This is a genomic window from Serratia sp. TMDUHS_CL, from assembly GCF_037137105.1.
Lineage (GTDB): Bacteria > Pseudomonadota > Gammaproteobacteria > Enterobacterales > Enterobacteriaceae > Serratia > Serratia nevei.
Genome location: NZ_JBBBDV010000007.1, coordinates 159,717 through 179,253, shown reverse-complemented (window position 1 = coordinate 179,253; position 19,537 = coordinate 159,717). Strand labels below are relative to the sequence as shown.

At 60.6% G+C, this 19,537-nt stretch carries 18 protein-coding genes and 1 other annotated feature; of the genes, 6 read left to right on the top strand and 12 right to left on the bottom strand.

Annotated features, from left to right (window positions below; all coding sequences use genetic code 11):
- Positions 1–61: 61 nt before the first annotated feature.
- The 6 genes from htpG to WCL58_RS15070 all read right to left on the bottom strand — a co-directional run bounded on the left by htpG (position 62) and on the right by WCL58_RS15070 (position 6,309).
- Positions 62–1,927, bottom strand: a complete 1,866-nt coding sequence (gene htpG, locus WCL58_RS15095; protein WP_049199924.1) for a molecular chaperone HtpG — start codon at positions 1,925–1,927, stop codon at positions 62–64.
- Between the two features lie 144 nt (positions 1,928–2,071).
- The gene (gene recR / locus WCL58_RS15090) at positions 2,072–2,677 is read right to left on the bottom strand and encodes a recombination mediator RecR (protein ID WP_025301791.1); all 606 of its coding nucleotides are present in this window, start codon (positions 2,675–2,677) and stop codon (positions 2,072–2,074) included.
- Positions 2,677–3,006 carry a YbaB/EbfC family nucleoid-associated protein gene (locus WCL58_RS15085; protein WP_025301790.1) on the bottom strand — a complete coding sequence of 110 codons (330 nt, stop codon included), beginning with the start codon at positions 3,004–3,006 and terminating at the stop codon, positions 2,677–2,679. Before WCL58_RS15085 ends, recR begins: the two co-directional genes overlap by 1 nt.
- Before the next feature lie 41 nt (positions 3,007–3,047).
- Positions 3,048–5,006, bottom strand: coding sequence for a DNA polymerase III subunit gamma/tau (gene dnaX / locus WCL58_RS15080; RefSeq protein WP_060423453.1), 1,959 nt, complete (start codon positions 5,004–5,006; stop codon positions 3,048–3,050).
- Positions 3,651–3,715 (bottom strand) — a sequence feature (DnaX frameshifting element). (Overlaps the previous gene by 65 nt.)
- Positions 5,007–5,098: 92 nt before the next feature.
- Positions 5,099–5,650 carry an adenine phosphoribosyltransferase gene (gene apt, locus WCL58_RS15075; RefSeq protein ID WP_019454166.1) on the bottom strand — a complete coding sequence of 184 codons (552 nt, stop codon included), beginning with the start codon at positions 5,648–5,650 and terminating at the stop codon, positions 5,099–5,101.
- 278 nt (positions 5,651–5,928) lie between these two features.
- The gene (locus tag WCL58_RS15070) at positions 5,929–6,309 is read right to left on the bottom strand and encodes a DUF454 family protein (RefSeq protein ID WP_019454167.1); all 381 of its coding nucleotides are present in this window, start codon (positions 6,307–6,309) and stop codon (positions 5,929–5,931) included.
- A gap of 134 nt (positions 6,310–6,443) precedes the next feature.
- Between WCL58_RS15070 and priC the strand changes: the two genes are divergently transcribed.
- Positions 6,444–6,980: a primosomal replication protein PriC gene (gene priC / locus WCL58_RS15065; RefSeq protein ID WP_038875000.1), complete on the top strand. Its 537-nt coding sequence runs from the start codon at positions 6,444–6,446 to the stop codon at positions 6,978–6,980.
- A 108-nt stretch (positions 6,981–7,088) separates the two neighbouring features.
- Positions 7,089–7,268, top strand: a complete 180-nt coding sequence (gene rsmS, locus WCL58_RS15060) for a pleiotropic regulatory protein RsmS (protein ID WP_016928837.1) — start codon at positions 7,089–7,091, stop codon at positions 7,266–7,268.
- A gap of 41 nt (positions 7,269–7,309) precedes the next feature.
- Here rsmS and mscK read toward each other — a convergent pair whose 3' ends face one another.
- The 3 genes from mscK to acrR form a co-directional block, all read right to left on the bottom strand.
- Positions 7,310–10,693 carry a mechanosensitive channel MscK gene (gene mscK, locus WCL58_RS15055; protein ID WP_336851330.1) on the bottom strand — a complete coding sequence of 1,128 codons (3,384 nt, stop codon included), beginning with the start codon at positions 10,691–10,693 and terminating at the stop codon, positions 7,310–7,312.
- A 100-nt stretch (positions 10,694–10,793) separates the two neighbouring features.
- Positions 10,794–11,147 (bottom strand): DsrE/DsrF/TusD sulfur relay family protein, encoded by a 354-nt coding sequence (locus WCL58_RS15050; protein WP_033647269.1) that lies wholly within the window; start codon positions 11,145–11,147, stop codon positions 10,794–10,796.
- A gap of 11 nt (positions 11,148–11,158) precedes the next feature.
- Entirely contained in the window at positions 11,159–11,833 is a 675-nt protein-coding gene (gene acrR / locus WCL58_RS15045; protein ID WP_049235198.1) for a multidrug efflux transporter transcriptional repressor AcrR, read from the bottom strand.
- A 142-nt stretch (positions 11,834–11,975) separates the two neighbouring features.
- On the opposite strand from acrR, the gene sdeX reads away from it, so the two are divergent.
- The 4 genes from sdeX to ykgO all read left to right on the top strand — a co-directional run bounded on the left by sdeX (position 11,976) and on the right by ykgO (position 16,921).
- On the top strand, positions 11,976–13,163 hold the full coding sequence (sdeX, locus tag WCL58_RS15040; RefSeq protein ID WP_049199912.1) for a multidrug efflux RND transporter periplasmic adaptor subunit SdeX: 1,188 nt from the start codon (positions 11,976–11,978) through the stop codon (positions 13,161–13,163).
- Positions 13,164–13,180: 17 nt separating this feature from the next.
- Complete coding sequence (gene sdeY / locus WCL58_RS15035) at positions 13,181–16,327, top strand: multidrug efflux RND transporter permease subunit SdeY (RefSeq protein ID WP_060423439.1); 3,147 nt, start codon at positions 13,181–13,183, stop codon at positions 16,325–16,327.
- Between the two features lie 186 nt (positions 16,328–16,513).
- Complete coding sequence (locus WCL58_RS15030) at positions 16,514–16,768, top strand: type B 50S ribosomal protein L31 (RefSeq protein ID WP_336851329.1); 255 nt, start codon at positions 16,514–16,516, stop codon at positions 16,766–16,768.
- Positions 16,769–16,780: 12 nt separating this feature from the next.
- Entirely contained in the window at positions 16,781–16,921 is a 141-nt protein-coding gene (gene ykgO, locus WCL58_RS15025; protein ID WP_004940304.1) for a type B 50S ribosomal protein L36, read from the top strand.
- 106 nt (positions 16,922–17,027) lie between these two features.
- On the opposite strand, the gene WCL58_RS15020 is transcribed toward ykgO, so the two are convergent.
- The 3 genes from WCL58_RS15020 to WCL58_RS15010 are packed head-to-tail and all read right to left on the bottom strand — an operon-like array spanning position 17,028 to position 19,499.
- Positions 17,028–17,906 carry a metal ABC transporter substrate-binding protein gene (locus WCL58_RS15020; RefSeq protein WP_089185570.1) on the bottom strand — a complete coding sequence of 293 codons (879 nt, stop codon included), beginning with the start codon at positions 17,904–17,906 and terminating at the stop codon, positions 17,028–17,030.
- A 25-nt stretch (positions 17,907–17,931) separates the two neighbouring features.
- The gene (locus WCL58_RS15015) at positions 17,932–18,789 is read right to left on the bottom strand and encodes a metal ABC transporter permease (RefSeq protein ID WP_060440564.1); all 858 of its coding nucleotides are present in this window, start codon (positions 18,787–18,789) and stop codon (positions 17,932–17,934) included.
- Positions 18,786–19,499: a metal ABC transporter ATP-binding protein gene (locus tag WCL58_RS15010; RefSeq protein ID WP_060423430.1), complete on the bottom strand. Its 714-nt coding sequence runs from the start codon at positions 19,497–19,499 to the stop codon at positions 18,786–18,788. Before WCL58_RS15010 ends, WCL58_RS15015 begins: the two co-directional genes overlap by 4 nt.
- Positions 19,500–19,537: the final 38 nt, after the last annotated feature.

Below are 19,537 nucleotides of genomic sequence, written 5' to 3'. Positions count from 1 at the left end.
AAGCGGGGAAAAATCGGCAATGCGCCCCTAACGGTGCCGTTAAGGGCGCATATCTTCAGCTTTAGGCGGACAGCAACTTATTCATGCGACGGATGAACAGGTTCGGATCCTCCAGCGTGCCGCGTTCAGCCAGCAGCGCCTGATCCAATAACAGGTCGATCCATTCGGCAAAATGTTCGTTATCGCCCACGTCGGATGCTCGTTTGACCAACGCATGCTCCGGATTAAGCTCGAAAATGTACTTCACCTCCGGCGCCTGCTGGCCGGCGGCGGCGAACAGCTTGGCCATCTGGGTGCTCATTTCGTCGGCGTCGGTTACCACGATCGCCGGCGTATCGGTCAGGCGGTGCGTCAGGCGCACATCCTTCACGCGCTCGCCCAGCAGGGTTTTCACGCGTTCGATGAAGGGTTCCAGCTGCTTCTCGGCGGCCTTCTGCTCTTCGGTTTCATCCGCCAATTTATCCAGCGTTTCATCCGCTTTGCTGACCGACTGGAACGGCTTGCCGTCGAACTCGGTCAGGTAGCTCATCATCCACTCGTCGATGCGATCGGACAGCAGCAACACTTCGATGCCTTTCTTGCGGAACAGCTCCAGGTGTGGGCTGCTCTTGGCGGCGGCGTAGCTGTCGGCGGTGATGTAGTAAATCTTCTCCTGCCCTTCCGCCATGCGGCCGACGTACTCTTCCAGCGACACGGTCTGCGCCGAGCTGTCGCCGTGGGTGGAGGCAAAGCGCAGCAGCTTGGCGATCGCTTCCTGGTTGCCGTTGTCTTCCGCCGGGCCCTCTTTCAGCACCAGACCGAACTGCTGCCAGAATTTCTGGTAGCCTTCGGCGTCGTCTTTGGCCAGCTTATCCAGCATCTGCAGCACGCGCTTGGTCAGCGCGCCGCGCAGGTTTTGCGTCACGCGGCTGTCTTGCAGGATCTCGCGCGACACGTTCAGCGGCAGATCGTTGGAATCGATCAGGCCACGCACGAAGCGCAGGTAGTTCGGCATGAACTGCTCGGCGTCGTCCATGATGAACACGCGCTGCACGTACAGCTTCAGGCCGTGCTTGTGATCGCGGTTCCACATGTCCCACGGCGCCTGCGCCGGGATATACAGCAGGCTGGTGTACTCCTGCTTGCCTTCCACCCGGTTGTGGCTCCAGCTCAGCGGATCGGTGAAGTCGTGGGCGATGTGCTTGTAGAACTCTTTGTACTCTTCATCGGTCACGTCAGCCTTGCTGCGGGTCCACAGGGCCTGCGCCTTGTTGATCTTCTCCCAGGTGACGGTATCGTCTTCTTCGTTTTTGCTTTCGATCTCTACCGGCAAGGCGATGTGATCGGAATATTTGCCGATCACCGAGCGCAGGCGCCAGGCGTCGAGGTACTCATCTTCGCCTTCGCGCAGATGCAGGGTGATTTCGGTGCCGCGGGTCTCTTTGGTGATATCGGCGATGGTGTAGTCGCCTTCGCCGGCGGACTCCCAGAACACGCCTTCGTCATCGGCGGCGCCGGCGGCGCGGGTGCGCACGGTCACTTTGTCCGCCACGATGAACGCCGAGTAGAAACCGACGCCGAACTGGCCGATCAGCTGGCTGTCTTTCGCCTGGTCGGAACCAATGGATTCCAGGAACGCTTTGGTGCCGGACTTGGCGATGGTGCCGAGGTTTTCGATCACTTCTTCGCGGCGCATGCCGATGCCGTTGTCGGCGATGGTCAGGGTGCGCTGCTCTTTATCGAAGGACAAGCGTACGCGCAGCTCGCCGTCGCCGGCGTACAGCTCTGGCGCGGACAGGGCGCGGAAGCGCAGCTTGTCGGCGGCGTCAGAGGCGTTGGAAATCAGCTCGCGCAGGAAAATTTCTTTGTTGGAGTACAGCGAATGGATCATCAAATGAAGCAGCTGTTTTACTTCAGACTGGAACCCGCGGGTTTCTTGACCTTTCATACTCATTGATTACCTCAAAAGACAATGGCTACCAAAATCGAACAATGAGGATCAGATGAGGGTCAGGGTCTTGTTTTTCAAGCGGACGGCGGGAGATTTTTGGCAAAAAAAAGACGGGGCCGAATGGCCCCGTCCGGGAAAAAATCAGAACTTGATGGCGTGACGCCCGGCCAGCGAATGCGACAGCGTGGTGCCGTCGACCATTTCCAGCTCACCGCCCACCGGCACGCCATGGGCGATACGGCTGGCGAGCACGCCATACTGGCCGCACATCTCAGCGATGTAGTTGGCGGTCGCTTCCCCTTCCACCGTCGGGTTGGTGGCGAGGATCACTTCGGTGATGCTTTCCTTTTCCAGCCGTTGCTCCAGGCGATCCAGACCGATATCGCCCGGCCCTATGCCGTCCAGCGGCGACAGATGACCCATCAGCACAAAGTAGCGCCCGGCGAACTGGCCGGTCTGCTCGATGGCGTGGATATCCGCCGGGCTTTCCACCACGCAAATCTGGCCGTTTTGCTGACGGCGCGGATTGGCGCAGATGGTGCAGATGTCCTGCTCGGTGAAGGTGCGGCAATCGGCGCAGTGGCCGATCTCCGACATCGCGCGCGTCAACGCCTGCGCCAGGCGCATGCCGCCGCTGCGATCGCGCTGCAGCAGCTGAAACGCCATGCGCTGCGCCGATTTCGGGCCGACGCCCGGCAGGCAGCGCAGCGCCTCCATCAGGGATTCAAGGAGCGGGCTGGTTTGCATCAGAACGGCATCTTGAAGCCAGGCGGCAACTGCATGCCGCTGGAGACGGAAGCCATTTTCTCTTTCTGGGTCTCTTCGATGCGGCGCGCGGCGTCGTTAAACGCGGCGGCGATCAGATCTTCCAGCATGTCTTTGTCGTCTTCCATCAGGCTAGGATCGATCTCCACGCGGCGGCAGTTGTGCGCGCCGTTGATGGTGACTTTCACCAGGCCCGCGCCAGACTCGCCGGTCACTTCCAATTTGGCGACTTCTTCCTGCATCTGCTGCATTTTTTCTTGCATTTGCTGGGCTTGCTTCATCAGGTTGCCCAGACCGCCTTTACCAAACATAGTCGTCTCTCGTCGCTAGGGCCGCGCACCTCGCGCGGCGTTTAAAGGGGGCGGATACTCTCTTCATCCAGATCCGCGTCGAAGAACCGGCACAGCGTCTGAATATGGGTATCCGCAACGATGGACTGGCGCGCCTGCGCCAGCTTTTCTTCATAGATGGCTTGTCGCCACTCCAGCGGGGTGCGCTCCGCCGGATTATCGTCCTCTATCACGGTCAGCTCGATCGGGCTGCCGTACAGCTCACCGAGCGCTTCGGCCAACGTCTTCTGCGCCGAAGGCGAATTCAGATGACGCTGCGAAGACCGCAGATGGAGGCAAATCTTGCCCGCTTCCGGCTGCTGCTTGAAGGCGTTCAACGCCAGCTGCTGCACCAGTTTCGGGATCTTCAGCCTGTCGATTTCCGCCGCCCAGGCGTCGCGCTCCAGCGACTCCACCACCAGCTTGGCGGCCAGCTCCGGCGTTTTCTCGTGCTCCAACGCCGTGCGCAGCGCTTTCGGCGTCGCCAGCGGTTCCGGCGCCGCTTCCGGCTCGGTCTGCGCGCGCCAGCGATAGGCTTCCGGCTTGGCCGGTTTTTCCGGCACCTTCTTCTCTGCCAGACGCTGCTGGCTACGCTCGGTCACGGAAGCCAAACGCCCCAGCGCCGAGTTTGCCGGCCGCGCTATTCCTGGCGCCGCCGGCTCATTCTTTTTTGGTGTGGATGCTCCCTGCTGCCGCTGCAGCTGGGACCGCGCTTTCAACAGCTGGGCGGTGGCATCCGGTAATGGGGTCGATGATTGTCGCGGTGGCGCGGCCGGCTGCCCTAGCGGCGGCGGCGCGTCCTGAAACTGCGGTGGCTGTTGCGCTGCGGCGGCCTGCGGCTGCGCCATCGGCGCCGGCGCGGTCTGCACCAACGCCACCGGCTCCGGGATCACCGCTTTCGGGTGAAACGCCAGCGCGCGCAGCAGGGTCATCTCAACCCCCATGCGGCGATCCGGCGCATAGGCCAGCTCTTTGCGGCCCACCAGCAGCGTCTGGTAGTAAAGTTGCACATCGGCCGGCGGCAAAGTGCGCGCCAGCTCGCGCAGCCGTTGTTCCACGGCCGCGTAGTGGTTGTCGAGCATCGAAGGCAGCAGCTGCACCATCGCAATGCGGTGCAGCAGCGCCAGCGTCTCCACCAGCAGGTTTTCCCAGTCCACGCCGCGCGAAGCGGCCTGCGCGACCTGCGCCATCACCTTTTCGCCGTCGGCGCTGACCAGCGCTTCGAGGATCGCCAGCGGCTGCTCGTCATCGAGCGTGCCGAGCATCTGGCTGACGGTGGCGGCGGTCACCTGCCCCTGCCCCATAGCGATCGCCTGATCGGTCAGGCTCAGCGCATCGCGCATGCTGCCGTCGGCGGCGCGCGCCAGCAGCTGCAGCGCGCGAGCGTCGCTGGTGATCTGCTCCGCCGTCAGCACCGTTTCCAGCTGCTGGCGGATTTGATCGACATCCAGCGCCTTGAGGTGGAACTGCAGGCAGCGCGAGAGAATGGTCACCGGCAGCTTTTGCGGATCGGTGGTGGCCAACAGGAATTTGACGTGCGGCGGCGGCTCTTCCAGCGTCTTCAGCAACGCGTTGAAGCTGTGGCGCGAGAGCATGTGCACTTCGTCGATCAGGTAGACCTTGAAGCGGCCGCGCGCCGGCGCGTACTGGACGTTGTCCAGCAGATCGCGGGTATCTTCCACCTTGGTTCGGGAAGCGGCGTCGATCTCGATCAGATCGACGAAGCGCCCCTGCTCGATCTCGCGGCAGTTGTCGCATTGGCCGCACGGCGTGGCGGTGATGCCGGTTTCACAGTTCAGGCCTTTGGCCAGCAGGCGCGCGATGGTGGTTTTCCCCACGCCGCGGGTGCCCGAGAACAGATAGGCGTGATGGATCCGCCCCAGCGAGAGGCCGTTGGCCAGCGCGGTCAGGACATGTTCCTGGCCGACCACGTCTGCGAACGTTTGAGGGCGCCACTTACGGGCGAGAACCTGATAGCTCATTAATACCGGAGAAGTCGAGGAATCTGGAGGGTCATGCTAACACAGCCCCGCGGCGATCCGCGAGGCCGTTGTGCCCAAGGGGCGATGCCGCCTCAATGGCCGGCGAAGTCCACCAGGCAGTAGCAGTCGATGCCCAGCTTGTTCAGACGCGCTTCCCCGCCCAGATCCGGCAGGTTGATGATGAACGCGGCGTCTTTCACTTCACCGCCCAGGCGGCGGATCAGTTTGGTGGTCGCTTCGATGGTGCCGCCGGTCGCCAGCAGATCGTCCACCACCAGCACTTTGTCACCCGCGGTGATGGCGTCGGTGTGGATCTCCAGCTTGTCGGTGCCGTACTCCAGCTCATAGCTTTCGCTGAGCGTGGCGCGCGGCAGTTTGCCCGGTTTACGTACCGGCACGAAACCGACGCCCAATGCCAGCGCGACGGGCGCGCCGAACAGGAAACCACGCGCTTCGGTACCCACCACCTTGGTCACGCCCGCTTCGCGATAGCGCTCAACCAGCAGCTCGATGCTGGCGGCGTAGGCCAACGGGTTTTCCAGCAGGCTGGTCACGTCGCGGAACAGGATGCCCGGCTTCGGATAATCCGGGATGGTTTTGATACTGTCTTTAATAAACTGAAGCTGCTGCGCAGTAGCGGTCATAATTGTTGCCTGATAAAACTGCCTGAAAACCGGCGCGCCGCTCACCCACCGCCCCCGGGTGAAACACACCGGAGAAGAAATGGCAGGCGATCCGCGCACGAAAACGCCCAAATCTATGCAAACTGGCGGACAAATGCAACTCTCCCCTGCATCTTTCAACCCGCAGCGTTGTTGACTGCGCGCATTCCCCCCGGTCACTTACCTAAGTAAGCTCCCGGGGATGCCTGCGTTTGTCGCCTAGCTGCGGCTTGAAAGCTATTGGGGAGTTTAAGGCACAATCAGCGCTGTTTTTGTTGCGACAGGTCAATAACCGGCAGGCGCAGCATAAAGGTCAGCAAAATGGCCAGCATCAGCAGCAACAGCCCGCGCACCCACCAGATTTTCACCAGCCACAGCGAACAGGCGAAGGTGAGCACGATCACCAGCACCGCCTTCCACTTCGCCCCCGGCGGCAGCGCGCGATGCTGCTGCCAGTGGCGCAGGTAGGGGCCGAACCAGGAGCGGTGCAGCAGCCAGTGATGAAAGCGCGGCGAAGAGCGGGCGAAGCACCAGGCGGCCAACAGCAGGAACGGCGTGGTCGGCAGCAGCGGCAGCACCACGCCCAACGTTGCCAGCACCACCGCCAGCCAGCCTAAAATGATCAATAACCCACGCGTCATGCGGCTCTTCGCTCCTCAATCGGTTGCCGCCTACTGTAGCATCGGCGCCGCGCCGGCGGAATATGCGTGCGGCGCTTGTTTCACGGCAGGATCGCGGGCAAGCTTACGCCTGTTGAAATCAAGAGGGAGCTTATGTGAGCACTCAGCGTCTATTACAGGTGTTGGCACAGCAGATCGCGGCGCTGGCGGCCGAAGTGACCCCGCGCGGCGATGTGCCAATCCCGCAGGCGCGCTTCGACGCCGCCCTGTTCGCCAATCGCGGCACGCGGCTGCGCGACTACCTGGCCGAGGTGGAGAAGAATTTCGCCCAGCTGCAAAGCGCCGCTAATGACAGCCGCACCAGCCAGGTGGCTTTTCTGGCCGAAAAACTGGTGGCTCAGATCGCCGCCCTGCAGCGCGAGCTGGCAACCCAGGCGCTGCGGCGCAAGAACCAGCCGAAAGAAGCCCCCGAGGCCGATCTGTACCACAAGCTGGCAGAGCATCAGGACTACGAACGCCGGCTGATCGGTATGATTCAGGATCGGGAAAGCCTGCTGGGGCGCCAGACCACGCTGGCGGCGCAGCAAAAGCTGCAGCACGAGCTGGCGGCGCTGGAGGGGAGACTGATGCGCTGCCGCCAGGCGCTGGCGCGCATCGAACGCAATATCGAGCGCAAAGAAAACGGTTTTTGAAGATTTATCACAATATTTTAATGATTATTCCCGGTTGCGCGCCGGGTTCACTATACTCTGCCGGTACACGAGTTATTCATCCCATTAATTAATAAAAGCGCAGGTGCTATGTCTCTGGAAAACGCGTCACCCGAACTGCAGCTGGCGGTAGACTTGATTTACCTGCTGGAGTGCAACGAGATCGATCCGGCCACCGCGCTGGCGGCGCTGGATATCGTCAAACGGGACTATCAGGAAAAGCTGCAGCGCGCCGGCGTCACCTCTCCCTATCTGCCTGCCGGACAGTAAGCAGGGACAGCGCCGCTGTCCCTTTCGTCTTTCAACGCTTATCAGCCCGCCGTCTGGCCGCCTTCATCCGGCGACAGCGTTCTTTTCACTTCCTGCACTTCGTTGCCCTGCTGGTTATGCAGATAGACCTCCAGCTGGTTGAAAGCGATGTCGATGTCGTTTTCCCGACACAAACGATCGATTGAGCGGTTCAGCTCGTCCACGGTGTAGCTGCGATCGCGCAGTTCGCGCACATACAGCCGCAGCTCGTGATCCAGCGTGCTGGCGCCGAAGTTGAGGAAGAACACCTGCGGTTCGGGATCGGTCATCACCCGCGGGTTGTCATGCGCCGCCTGCAGCAGCACCTTTTTCACCTTGTCGAGATCGGAACCGTAGGCCACGCCCACCTTGATCAGCACGCGGGTGATGGTGTCGGACAGTGACCAGTTGATCAACCGCTCGGTGACGAACGCCTTGTTCGGAATGATCACCTCTTTGCGATCGAAGTCGGTAATGGTGGTGGCGCGAATGCGGATCTTGCTGACCGAACCGGAGAAGGTGCCGATGGTGATGGTATCGCCGATGCGGATCGGGCGTTCGAACAGAATGATCAGGCCGGAGACGAAGTTGGCGAAGATTTCCTGCAGGCCGAAGCCCAGCCCGACCGTCAGACCGGCAGCCAGCCATTGCAGTTTGTCCCAGGAGACGCCCAGCGATCCCAGCGCAACCACGGCGCCCACGGCGGTGATCAGGTAAGTGAGCACGGTGGTGATGGCATAGGATGCCCCCTGCCGCAGCTGCAGCCGCGACAGCACCACCACCTCCAGCAAACCGGGCAGGTTGCGGGTGAGGACGTAGGCGACGATCACCGCGGCGATCGCCACCATCATGTTGCCCAGCGTCACCGCCTGCGACACGCTGCTGCCCGCCACGGTGCTGGTGTAATGCCACAGCGTGATGCTGTCCAGGTAAGCGATGACCGTCACCAGATCCGACCAAATGGCGTAGAAGGCGCTGGCGAAGATAGCAAACAGCACCAGGGTGGTCAGGCGCAGCGACTGCTGATTGATCTGATCGAGCGCCAACGGCGGCTCCTCTACCACCGGCTCGCCGCCTTCGGCCCCCTCCTTCGCCACGTTTTGCCGCCGCGCCAGCGCGCGCCGGTAGGCCAGACGCCGCGCCGCCACGCTCAGGCCGCGCAGCGCGGTCAGGTACACGATATTCCACAGGAAGAACAGATACAGGCTGTCTATCCAACGGCTGGCTAGCCGCAGCGTGGTATAGAAGTAGCCGGCGAACATCAGCCCCAGCAGGATCAGCGGCGTGGCGGCGAGCGCGGTGACCACCACCAGCCGCACGGCGTGCGAGCCCTTTTCACGCCAGCTGTCGCGGCACAGCGGGAACACCAGCACCGTGAGCAGCGCCAGCGTCAACATCACCACGATCTGGCCGATGACGTCCTCCACCAGGCGCAGCGGCGCTTTTTCGCCCAAGACCGACCAGAAGATCAGCGGCTGCAGCGCCAGCCCCAGCCGCAGCGTCTGGCGGCGGTAATGCGCGCACAGGTTGGCGCCAAAGTTGAAATGCCGCTCGGCGATGCCGCCCGGTTTCAGCATGCGGTAGCTGAAGCCGAATACCAGCCATGACAGCGCCAGCTGCTGCGACAGCGCCCAAATAAAGTCGCTGATGCCGAAGTCCGCGCGATACATCCAGAAACCGATGCCGAGCAGCAGCGCGGCGCCGGGCAACACCTTCAGCAAGGTCAGCGCGATGGCCTTCGGCGTATGTAGCTGGCCGTCGCGTTTAAGCTGCCCCACGTCGTTGGCCAGCTTTTGCAGATGGCCGTCGATCAGCCGGTAGCGCCAGCGCAATAGCCCGATCGCCAGCAGCATCGGGATCAGGAACACCAGCGCATTCAAACCGCCCTGCAATAGCTTGCCGCCGTCGAATTTGATATCGAGCCCGGCGAGCTGATCGCGCACCGCCTCAGGCATCGCCTTCAGCCACGCCAGATCGACCGGCTTGTTGCTGTTGACCCAGAAAATCTGCTGGGTCAGCGTATCCTGCAACGAACCGTAGACGCTGGTCAGCTGCTGCTGGTTGATCTGCAGGTTGATCGATAACGACAGCTGGTTGCTGAGCTGCTTGTTCAGCTGATCCAGCAGCTCGCGGCGCATGTCGACAATTTCGTTCAGCGCATCGATCACTTCCGGGCCCGCCTTTTCCTTGCTTTCGGCCACCAGCTGATTGATGTAATCCTCCCCCTTGAACAGATCGTCGCGTTGCTGATTGATATCGAACTGCTCCAGCCGCAGATCGGCGATGCGCGTGTCTATATCCGCCAGCAGCGTGCCCTGCGGCAGGCTCTGCTGCTGCTGATACAGAATGCGCGACAGCACCAGGCTGCCCTTCAGCACCTGAATCTGCTCTTTCAGGTTACGTTCCGCCTGCAGACCGCGATCGAGCCAGTTTTTGACCCGAATATTCTGCTGGAACAGGGTGTTGCTCTCTTCGGTGGCGGCGATCAGCTGCTGGCTCAGCTGGCGGTTGACGTCCAGCTGCTTGCTGACCAACTGATCGTGCTGGATATCGGTGGCGTCTTCCGGGTTCTGCGCCTCTTTGGCGGTTTTTTCAGACAGCGTCAGGCGCTTGCTGTTGACGAGCTCCTGCAGCAGTTGCACCGACCGATCCAGCGCGTCGATATGCGCCGTGGTGTAATCGCGCTGTTTTTGCAGCAGATCTTGTAGCGTGGTATTGGCTTCCAGGCTCTTGCGCTGCAGCTCCAGCTGCGCGTTGAGCAGCGCCTGTTCGGTGTTCAGCATCACCTGCTGGCTGTTGCGCAGCGAATCTTGCCCCGGCGTCTGGCCGCTGAGCTGGCTGCGGATCTCCTGCAGGCGCTGCGAAGCGGCGTACATGGTGCTCTGCACCCGTTCAGGCTGGGTTTGCAGCGACACCAGTTGGCTGTTGTAGGTGGAGAGGCTCTCCTGCGCGCTTTGCAGCTCGTCGAGCGTTTGATACAGCCGGCTTTCCAGCTGGCGCAGCGACAGCGGCAGCAGCGCGGCGCGCGCGGCCGCGTTGTCCGTCGGCCGCTTCAGCGCATCCAGTTCGGCGGTGACCTGATTGAGCTTCGCCGGCGCCTGCTGCACCTGCTGTTTAAGCTGTGCGGCGTCCTGCCGGTTGCGCTCGATGGCGTCCAGCAGCTCCAGCGTACGGGTTAAATCCTGTTGGGAGAGCTTTTCGACCGGCGTCAGGGCTTTTTGCTTGTTCAGCGTTTCCAGCTGGCTTTGCACTTCGCTGCGCTGCGGCAGATCGCCGTTCAGCGCCGCCTGTGCCGGCAAGCAGCACGCAAAAATCAGGAAAAGGAGTGTCGCGGCGGCGATGCGCCGCCGGCATGCGCCGACAAACGTGAGCGGCGCCAGAGAAGGCAGAGTCAACCAGCGATGCATGATTTGGCTTCGGATCGGTAAAGAAGCCTGAAGATTATCACGATCGCCGGCGGGCAACGAACAACAAAAGCGTTGCCGGTGATGTCCCGTTGTCGCGAAATCAGAAAGTCAGCACTTTCTCCGCCGCCAGCGTCCACTGCGCCAGCTCGACCAGCGTGCCGATCGCCACGCCGTCCGCCAGCGGCAAGCGGCTGACGCCGCGCGCGTCGGCACAGGTCTTGCACAGCTTGACCGGCACCTGCTGCGCGGTGAGGATCTCCAGCATCTGCTGCAGGTGATACCCTTCGTGCGGCTGCTGCCCGGCCAGCCCGGCCACCACCGCGTCGGACATCAGAAACAGCCGCAGATCGAGGCTGCTCTGCTGCTCTTTCATGGCAATGGCCAACCGCAGCGCATTGAACAAGGATTCATGGCCATAGGCGGCGCCATTGGCGATGAGAACGATGGATGACATGAAATCTCTCCTTATAAAGGAAGGCGGTCGGCGTCAGGCGTCGCCGCATCGGGTTTGAGGCGCAAGGTGGGGCAAAACTGCAGCATCTCCAGAAACGCGTCCACCAGCGCTTCGGCTTCGGCCCGCAGATCGAAACTTTCCGGCATAAACAGCCAGTTTTCCATCAGGCCGGTGATATAACCGCGCAGGATGATCGCCGCACGGCGGGTATGTAAATCGGCAGGCAATTGCTCGTGGTGAATGCAGTTATACAGCACCGCTTCAATGCGTTCGTAGCCGGCGAGGTACAGCACCTTGCGCGAATCCAGCAATGGCATCATTTCACCGACAAACTCGCATTTGTGGAATATAATTTCCATCAACGCCCGTCTACGGCCGTCTTCAACCGTAGACGTCAGAATGTAAATCAGAATTTCTCGGATAACCCGCAGTGGATTATCGGGAAACTTTGCCTGATACTCTGTTTCGAGCTGGTCAATTTTCGGCTCGGTAGATTCCCAAACTTCATTAAACAGGTCTACCTTATTCTTGAAGTGCCAGTAGATGGCTCCACGCGTAACCCCGGCAGCGGTGGCAATATCTGTCAGTGACGTTGCAGCAACGCCACGTTCAGAGAACTCTCTCACCGCAGCATCAAGGATTTGCTGTCGGGTTTCTTGCGCCTGCTGTTTGGTTTTTCGTGCCATGGCATTGTTATTTAGGGGGAGTGTGATTTACATACATTCGCGAATGTATGTACCATAGCACGCACATATAATTAACGCAGCAATGGGTTTTAAAGCTTGTGATCCATTGATCATTTTGAAATCGGACACTTGAGGTTTTTCTATGAACAAAAACAGAGGGTTAACGCCTCTGGCGGCCGTTCTGATGCTTTCAGGCAGCTTAGTGCTAACAGGATGTAACGATAAAGAAACCCAACAGCAAGGCGCCCACCAGCAGGCTCCTGAAGTGGGCGTGGTGACCTTGAAGGCCGAGCCTCTCAACATCACTACCGATCTTCCTGGCCGTACCGCTGCGTATCGTATCGCCGAAGTTCGCCCTCAGGTCAGCGGCATCATCCTGAAGCGCAATTTCGTTGAAGGCAGCGATATCAAGGCCGGGACGTCCCTGTACCAAATCGATCCCGCCACCTATCAGGCCAGCTACGACAGCGCAAAAGGCGATTTGGCCAAAGCACAGGCCAGCGCTTCCATCGCGCGCGTGACGGTAAACCGCTACAAGCCATTGCTGGGTACCAGCTACATCAGTAAGCAGGACTACGACAACGCCGTCTCCACGCTGCAGCAGGCGGATGCCGCCGTGGTGGCCGCCAAGGCCGCCGTGGAAACCGCGCGCATCAACCTGGCGTACACCAAGGTGACCTCCCCGATCTCCGGCCGCATCGGCAAATCCGCCGTGACCGAAGGCGCGCTGGTCAGCAACGGCCAGGCGACCGCCCTGTCTACCGTGCAGCAGCTGGATCCGATGTATGTCGACGTCACCCAGTCGAGCACCGACTTCCTGCGCCTGAAGCAAGAACTGGCCAGCGGCGCGCTGAAGCAGGAAAACGGCAAGGCCAAGGTGAAACTGATGCTGGAAAACGGCGCTGAATACGCGCAGGAAGGCACGCTGGAATTCTCTGACGTCACCGTCGATGAGACCACCGGCTCCATCACCATTCGCGCCCTGTTCCCTAACCCGAACGATACGCTGTTGCCGGGCATGTTCGTGCGCGCCCGTCTGGACGAAGGCGTGCGCAGCGATGCGCTGCTGGTGCCTCAGCAAGGCGTTACCCGCAACCCGCGCGGCGACGCAACGGCGTTGGTGGTCGGGGCAGACGACAAAGTTGAGCTGCGTACGCTGAAGGCAGACCAGGCGATTGGCGACAAATGGCTGGTTACCGATGGCCTGAAAGCCGGCGATCGCGTGATCGTCTCCGGCCTGATGAAAGTGCATCCGGGCGCGCAGGTAAAAGTGCAGGAAGTTGACACTCAGGCGCAAAAACAGCCGCAGTCTGAAGCGCAGAAGTCATAAAAAGGAGCCTGTAATACATGGCTAAGTTCTTTATAGATCGCCCAATTTTCGCCTGGGTAATCGCCATCATCGTCATGTTGGCGGGGGTGCTTGCAATAATGAAACTGCCTATCGCGCAGTATCCCACTATTGCACCGCCGGCGGTGAGCATTTCCGCCAACTACCCGGGCGCAGATGCCAAAACGGTGCAGGATACCGTCACGCAGATTATCGAACAGAACATGAACGGTATCGATAACCTGATGTACATGTCCTCCACCAGTGATTCCTCTGGTAGCGTCACCATTACCCTGACGTTTGATTCCGGCACCGATCCTGACATCGCGCAGGTTCAGGTCCAGAACAAACTGTCGTTGGCCACCCCGTTGCTGCCGCAAGAAGTTCAGCAACAGGGCCTGAAAGTAGAAAAATCCAGCAGCAGCTTCCTGATGGTGGCCGGCTTCGTTTCCGACGATCCGAACATGACTCAGGACGATATTGCGGACTACGTGGCGTCCAACATCAAGGACCCGATCAGCCGTTCGTCCGGCGTGGGTGAAGTGCAGCTGTTCGGTGCCCAGTACGCGATGCGTATCTGGCTGGATCCGAACAAGCTGAACAACTACCAGCTGACGACCACGGACGTAACCTCCGCCATCACCGAGCAGAACAACCAGATCGCCGCTGGCCAGCTGGGCGGCCTGCCGCCGGTGCCGGGGCAGCAGTTGAACGCCTCGATCATCGCGCAGACCCGTCTGACTTCGCCGGAAGAGTTCGGCAAGATCCTGCTGAAGGTGAATACCGACGGTTCCCAGGTGCGCCTGCGCGACGTCGCTCACATCGAGCGCGGCGCGGAAAGCTACGCGGTTACCGCTCGCTATAACGGCAAGCCTGCCGCCGGTCTGGGTATCAAACTGGCTACCGGTGCCAACGCCCTGAACACCGCCAAAGGTGTGAAAGACGAGTTGGCCAAGATGGCGCCATTCTTCCCGCAAGGGATGAAAGTGGTTTATCCGTACGACACCACCCCGTTCGTTAAAATCTCCATCAACGAAGTGGTGAAAACGCTGATCGAAGCCATCATCCTGGTATTCCTGGTGATGTATCTGTTCCTGCAGAACTTCCGCGCGACGCTGATCCCAACCATCGCGGTGCCGGTGGTACTGCTGGGGACCTTTGCGATCCTTGCGGCGTTCGGCTTCTCGATAAACACCCTGACGATGTTCGGCATGGTGTTGGCGATCGGCCTGCTGGTGGATGACGCCATCGTGGTGGTGGAAAACGTCGAGCGCGTCATGTCCGAAGAGGGGCTGCCGCCGAAAGAAGCGACCCGTAAATCGATGGGCCAGATCCAGGGCGCGCTGGTGGGTATCGCCATGGTGCTGTCGGCGGTATTTGTGCCGATGGCGTTCTTCGGCGGTTCAACCGGTGCCATCTATCGCCAGTTCTCGATCACCATCGTGTCCGCGATGGCGCTGTCGGTGCTGGTGGCCTTGATCCTGACGCCGGCGCTGTGCGCCACCATGCTCAAACCGATCCCGAAAGGCGATCACGGGGTTAAAACAGGCTTCTTCGGCTGGTTTAACCGCATGTTCGAGAAGAGCACGCATCACTATACCGACAGCGTGGGCAACATCCTGCGCAGCACCGGCCGCTATCTGATCATCTACCTGCTGATCGTGGTTGGCATGGGCCTGCTGTTCCTGCGCCTGCCTTCCTCGTTCCTGCCGGACGAAGATCAGGGCATCCTGTTGACCATGGTGCAGCTGCCTGCCGGCGCCACCGAGTCCCGCACCAACAAAGTGCTGGAAGAAGTCTCCGACTACTTCCTGAACAAGGAAAAGGACAACGTGGTTTCGGTGTTTACCGTCGCGGGCTTCGGCTTCAACGGTAACGGCCAGAACAACGGCCTGGCATTCGTCAGCCTGAAAGACTGGGGCGAGCGTCCAGGGGCCGGGAACAAGGTCGAAGCGATCGCGGGCCGTGCCATGGGCGCGTTCTCGCAGATTAAAGAAGGCCTGGTGTTCCCGTTCAACCTGCCGGCGATTATCGAACTCGGTACCGCAACCGGCTTCGACTTCGAGCTGATTGACCAGGGCGGCCTGGGGCACGAGAAACTGACCGAAGCGCGTAACCAGCTGTTGGGCATGGTTGCTCAACATCCGGACGTGCTGGTGGGCGTGCGCCCGAACGGCCTGGAAGATACGCCGCAGTTCAAACTGATCGTCGATCAGGAGAAAGCCAAGGCGCTGGGCGTCAGCATCACCACCATCAACAGCACGCTGAGCACCGCCCTGGGTGGTTCGTACGTCAACGACTTCATCGACCGCGGTCGTGTGAAGAAAGTGTACGTACAGGCCGAGGCGCCGTTCCGTATGCTGCCGGAAGACATCAACAAATGGTACGTGCGCGGTACGAGCGGCCAGATGGTGCCATTCTCCGCCTTCTCTTCGGCGAAATGGGAATACGGCTCACCGCGTCTGGAACGCTATAACGGCTTGCCGTCGATGGAAATTCTGGGCCAGGCCGCACCGGGCAAGAGTACCGGTGAAGCGATGAACCTGATGGAACAGCTGGCGTCCAAACTGCCAAGCGGCATCGGTTACGACTGGACCGGCATGTCCTATCAGGAACGTCTGTCGGGCAACCAGGCGCCGGCGCTGTACGCCATCTCGATTCTGGTGGTGTTCCTGTGTCTGGCGGCGCTGTATGAAAGCTGGTCCGTGCCGTTCTCGGTCATGCTGGTATTGCCGCTGGGGGTTATCGGTGCGTTGCTGGCCGCGACGATGCGCGGCATGAACAACGACGTGTACTTCCAGGTGGGGCTGCTGACCACCATAGGCCTGTCGGCGAAGAACGCCATCCTGATCGTGGAATTCGCCAAAGACCTGATGGAGAAAGAAGGCAAAGGCCTGATCGAAGCGACGTTGGAAGCGGTGCGTATGCGTCTGCGTCCAATCCTGATGACGTCTCTGGCCTTCATCCTCGGGGTTCTGCCGCTGGTTATCAGCAGCGGTGCAGGCTCCGGCGCACAGAACGCGGTAGGTACCGGCGTAATGGGCGGGATGATCACCGCCACCGTCTTGGCGATCTTCTTCGTACCGGTGTTCTTCGTGGTGGTTCGCCGCCGCTTCAGCAAGAAGAACGAAGACCTGGAACACAGCCATCCGGTAGAGCACCACTGATCGCTCAGTGATGTGAGCTCCACCCGATAATCGAAAAGGCCGCGCATGCGGCCTTTTTCTTTTGCTTCAGTTGCTTAATGCAAACCGTTCTCATTAATTCACTCTTGTGTGCAATTTGCGCTTGATCGTGATGCCAGGTCGGCGCATAATTATTGTTATAGTATAACATTACACGAGAGAGCCATTATGAAACCCGGCATCCACCCCGATTACCGCACCGTGGTCTTCCACGACGTCAGCGCCAATGCCTACTTCAAAGTGGGATCGACCATCAAAACCGATCGCACCATCGAACTGGACGGCGAAAGCTTGCCGTATGTCACCCTCGACGTCTCTTCCGCTTCGCACCCGTATTACACCGGCAAGCAGAAAGACTATTCCAAAGAAGGCAGCACGGCGCGCTTCCAGCAGCGCTTTGGCCGCTTTATCGGCAATAAGTAACAAGGAACCCCCATGCAGGTATTGAGTTCATTGCGTTCGGCGAAAAATCGCCACCCGGATTGCAAAGTCGTGCGTCGTCGTGGCCGCATCTATGTGATCTGTAAAAGCAATCCGCGATTCAAAGCGGTACAGGGACGTAAGAAAAAGCGTTAACTCCAAAGTGTCATCTGTCGCAAAGCCCCGTTGCTGCTCAACGGGGCTTTTTTTATGGCGAGAAAGTGCCTGCAAGCCGTCCCCCGCCGGCAGGCGGGGGCGGAGATTACTTCATGCTGCTCAGCAGCGCGTCGACATTGTGCTTGAACGCCTGCTCATAGGTGGCCGCCGGGCCGCCCGCGCGGGAGAGCGCTTCAGGGTACAGCTCGCCGCCCGCCTTGGCACCGGTGGCGGCGGCAATCTGTTTCACCAGCCGCGGATCGGTCTGATTTTCGATAAAGTAAGCGTTAACCTTTTCCTGCTTGATCTGTTTGATCAGGCCCGCCACGTCGCTGGCGCTGGCTTCTGCCTCGGTGGAAAATCCGACCGGGGCAAGGAAGGTGACGCCATACTCTTGCCCAAAGTAGCCAAAAGCATCATGGCTGGTCAGCACCTTACGTTTCTGTGGCGGTACTGCCGCGAACTGGGTTTTGGCCCACAGATCCAGCTTTTGCAGCTGCTGAATATAGTCGGCTCCGCGCTGACGAAAATAGTTGGCATCCTCGGGATCGGCGGCAATCAGGGCATTCATCACGTTGGTAGCGTACTGTACGCCGTTTTTCATGCTGTTCCAGGCGTGAGGATCGGTAATCGGTTTCCCGTCCTCTTCCATCTGACGAGTGCTGATCCCCTGTGAAGCGGTGATCACTTGCCCTTTATAACCCGAGGCGCTGACCAGGCGATCGATCCACCCTTCCAGCCCCAGGCCGCTGACGAACACCACATCAGCCTGAGCCAGCTTCTTGCCGTCCTGCGGCGAGGGCTCGAAGCTGTGCGGATCGCCATCCGGCCCCACCAGCGTGCTGACCTTGACGTGATCGCCGCCCACCTGTTTGACGATATCGCCCAGAATGGAAAAGCTGGCGACGGCGTCAACGGTCTTCGCCATCGCCCATGGGCTGGCCAGCAGAGCAGCGACCGCCAGCGATATAGGTAAACGTTTCATACTTTCTCCTTGCAAATGGCACTTCTCAACGGCGCACGAAGGCGCAAATGCCTCCGCGCGTTCCAAACAGGATCGAGACGAAAAAGATGACGCTGGCGCTGAGCACGATCGCCGGGCCGGCAGGCAGCGAAGCGTAATAGGACCACACCAGCCCAATCACGCTGGAAAGCGCGCCGATGCCCATCGCCGTCGCCAGCGTCTGCGGCAGATTGCGCGCCCAGAAGCGCGCGCTGGCGGCGGGCAACATCATCAGCCCCACCGACATTAAGGTGCCAAGGATCTGGAATCCCGCCACCAGATTGACCACCACCAGCGCCAGAAACAGGCCGTGGATCAGCGCCAAGCGGCGCGGCGCGTTGACGCGCAGAAAAGTCACGTCGAAGGATTCGATCACCAACGCACGATACAGCGCCGCCAGCGCCAGCAGCGAAACCGAGGCGATCGCACCGACCATCACCATGGCCTGTGCATCCACCGCCAGAATCGAACCGAACAGCACGTGCAGCAGATCCACGCTGGAACCGCGCAGCGAGACCAGCGTGACCCCCAGCGCCAACGACCCCAGATAGAACCCGGCAAAGCTGGCATCCTCTTTCAGCGGCGTGCGGCGGCTCACCAGGCCGGACAGCATCGCTACCGCCAGCCCGGCAATAAAGCCGCCCACGCCCATCGCCACCAGCGACATGCCGGAGATCAGATAGCCGATCGCCGCGCCCGGCAACACCGCGTGTGACAAGGCATCCCCTACCAGGCTCATGCGGCGCAGCAGCAGAAACACGCCCAGCGGGGCGGCGCTGAGCGACAACGCCAGGCACGCCATGAGCGCGCGGCGCATAAAACCGAAAGAGAGGAAAGGATCGATAAGCGCATGCCACAGCATCATGGCGACACCGCCCGCAGATCTGGCTGCCGTTCAGTGGCGTGATACCTCGGCACCTGCTCCAGCACTCGCTCGGCCGCGCCCCAGTGGCAAGCCTGCGGCGTCAGCAACAGCGCCTGCGGAAAATGCTCGGCAACCATCGACATATCGTGCAGCACGGCGATCACCGTTCTCCCCTGCCGGTGCAGCTGCGCAATCACCTGCAGCAAAATTTGCGTGGTGGCGCTGTCGATGCCGGTAAAAGGCTCATCCAGCAGGATCAGCGGCGCCTGTTGGACCAGCAGGCGTGCAAACAGCACTCGCTGCAGCTGGCCGCCGGACAGCTCGCCCACCGGGCTGTGCGCCAGCGCACTCATGCCAACGTTCGCCAGCGCCTCATTGACCTGGCTCGCCGCACGCTTGTTCATGCCGCCGAACATGCCGCTTTGCGGCCAACAGCCCATCGCCACCAGATCGCTCACCGCGATGGGGAACTGCCGATCCAGTTCCGCCTGCTGCGGTAAATACGCTCTGCGCGGTGGCTTTCCGCCGCTAAAACTCAGGCTGCCTCCCAACGGCGGCAACAATCCGGCGAAGGTTTTCAGCAGCGTCGACTTACCTGCCCCGTTGACGCCCACCACCGCAGTGAGCGATCCGGCGGTAAACTGCCCGCTCAGCGGCGGGAAAAGCGGCGTGGCCCCATAGCCTATCGCCAGCTGACGCAAGGTAATCATGGCAGCGACACCGCCCAGAAAATGCCGAGCCACAGCAG

Bases quoted from the DNA above. Each gene is read 5' to 3' on its own strand.
- dnaX (WP_060423453.1), bottom strand. From the start codon at position 5,006: ATGAGCTATCAGGTTCTCGCCCGTAAGTGGCGCCCTCAAACGTTCGCA.
- rsmS (WP_016928837.1), top strand. From the start codon at position 7,089: ATGTCTCTGGAAAACGCGTCACCCGAACTGCAGCTGGCGGTAGACTTG.
- WCL58_RS15070 (WP_019454167.1), bottom strand. From the start codon at position 6,309: ATGACGCGTGGGTTATTGATCATTTTAGGCTGGCTGGCGGTGGTGCTG.
- sdeY (WP_060423439.1), top strand. From the start codon at position 13,181: ATGGCTAAGTTCTTTATAGATCGCCCAATTTTCGCCTGGGTAATCGCC.
- WCL58_RS15030 (WP_336851329.1), top strand. From the start codon at position 16,514: ATGAAACCCGGCATCCACCCCGATTACCGCACCGTGGTCTTCCACGAC.
- htpG (WP_049199924.1), bottom strand. From the start codon at position 1,927: ATGAAAGGTCAAGAAACCCGCGGGTTCCAGTCTGAAGTAAAACAGCTG.
- ykgO (WP_004940304.1), top strand. From the start codon at position 16,781: ATGCAGGTATTGAGTTCATTGCGTTCGGCGAAAAATCGCCACCCGGAT.
- mscK (WP_336851330.1), bottom strand. From the start codon at position 10,693: ATGCATCGCTGGTTGACTCTGCCTTCTCTGGCGCCGCTCACGTTTGTC.
- sdeX (WP_049199912.1), top strand. From the start codon at position 11,976: ATGAACAAAAACAGAGGGTTAACGCCTCTGGCGGCCGTTCTGATGCTT.
- recR (WP_025301791.1), bottom strand. From the start codon at position 2,677: ATGCAAACCAGCCCGCTCCTTGAATCCCTGATGGAGGCGCTGCGCTGC.
- WCL58_RS15010 (WP_060423430.1), bottom strand. From the start codon at position 19,499: ATGATTACCTTGCGTCAGCTGGCGATAGGCTATGGGGCCACGCCGCTT.
- apt (WP_019454166.1), bottom strand. From the start codon at position 5,650: ATGACCGCTACTGCGCAGCAGCTTCAGTTTATTAAAGACAGTATCAAA.
- WCL58_RS15020 (WP_089185570.1), bottom strand. From the start codon at position 17,906: ATGAAACGTTTACCTATATCGCTGGCGGTCGCTGCTCTGCTGGCCAGC.
- WCL58_RS15015 (WP_060440564.1), bottom strand. From the start codon at position 18,789: ATGATGCTGTGGCATGCGCTTATCGATCCTTTCCTCTCTTTCGGTTTT.
- WCL58_RS15050 (WP_033647269.1), bottom strand. From the start codon at position 11,147: ATGTCATCCATCGTTCTCATCGCCAATGGCGCCGCCTATGGCCATGAA.
- acrR (WP_049235198.1), bottom strand. From the start codon at position 11,833: ATGGCACGAAAAACCAAACAGCAGGCGCAAGAAACCCGACAGCAAATC.
- WCL58_RS15085 (WP_025301790.1), bottom strand. From the start codon at position 3,006: ATGTTTGGTAAAGGCGGTCTGGGCAACCTGATGAAGCAAGCCCAGCAA.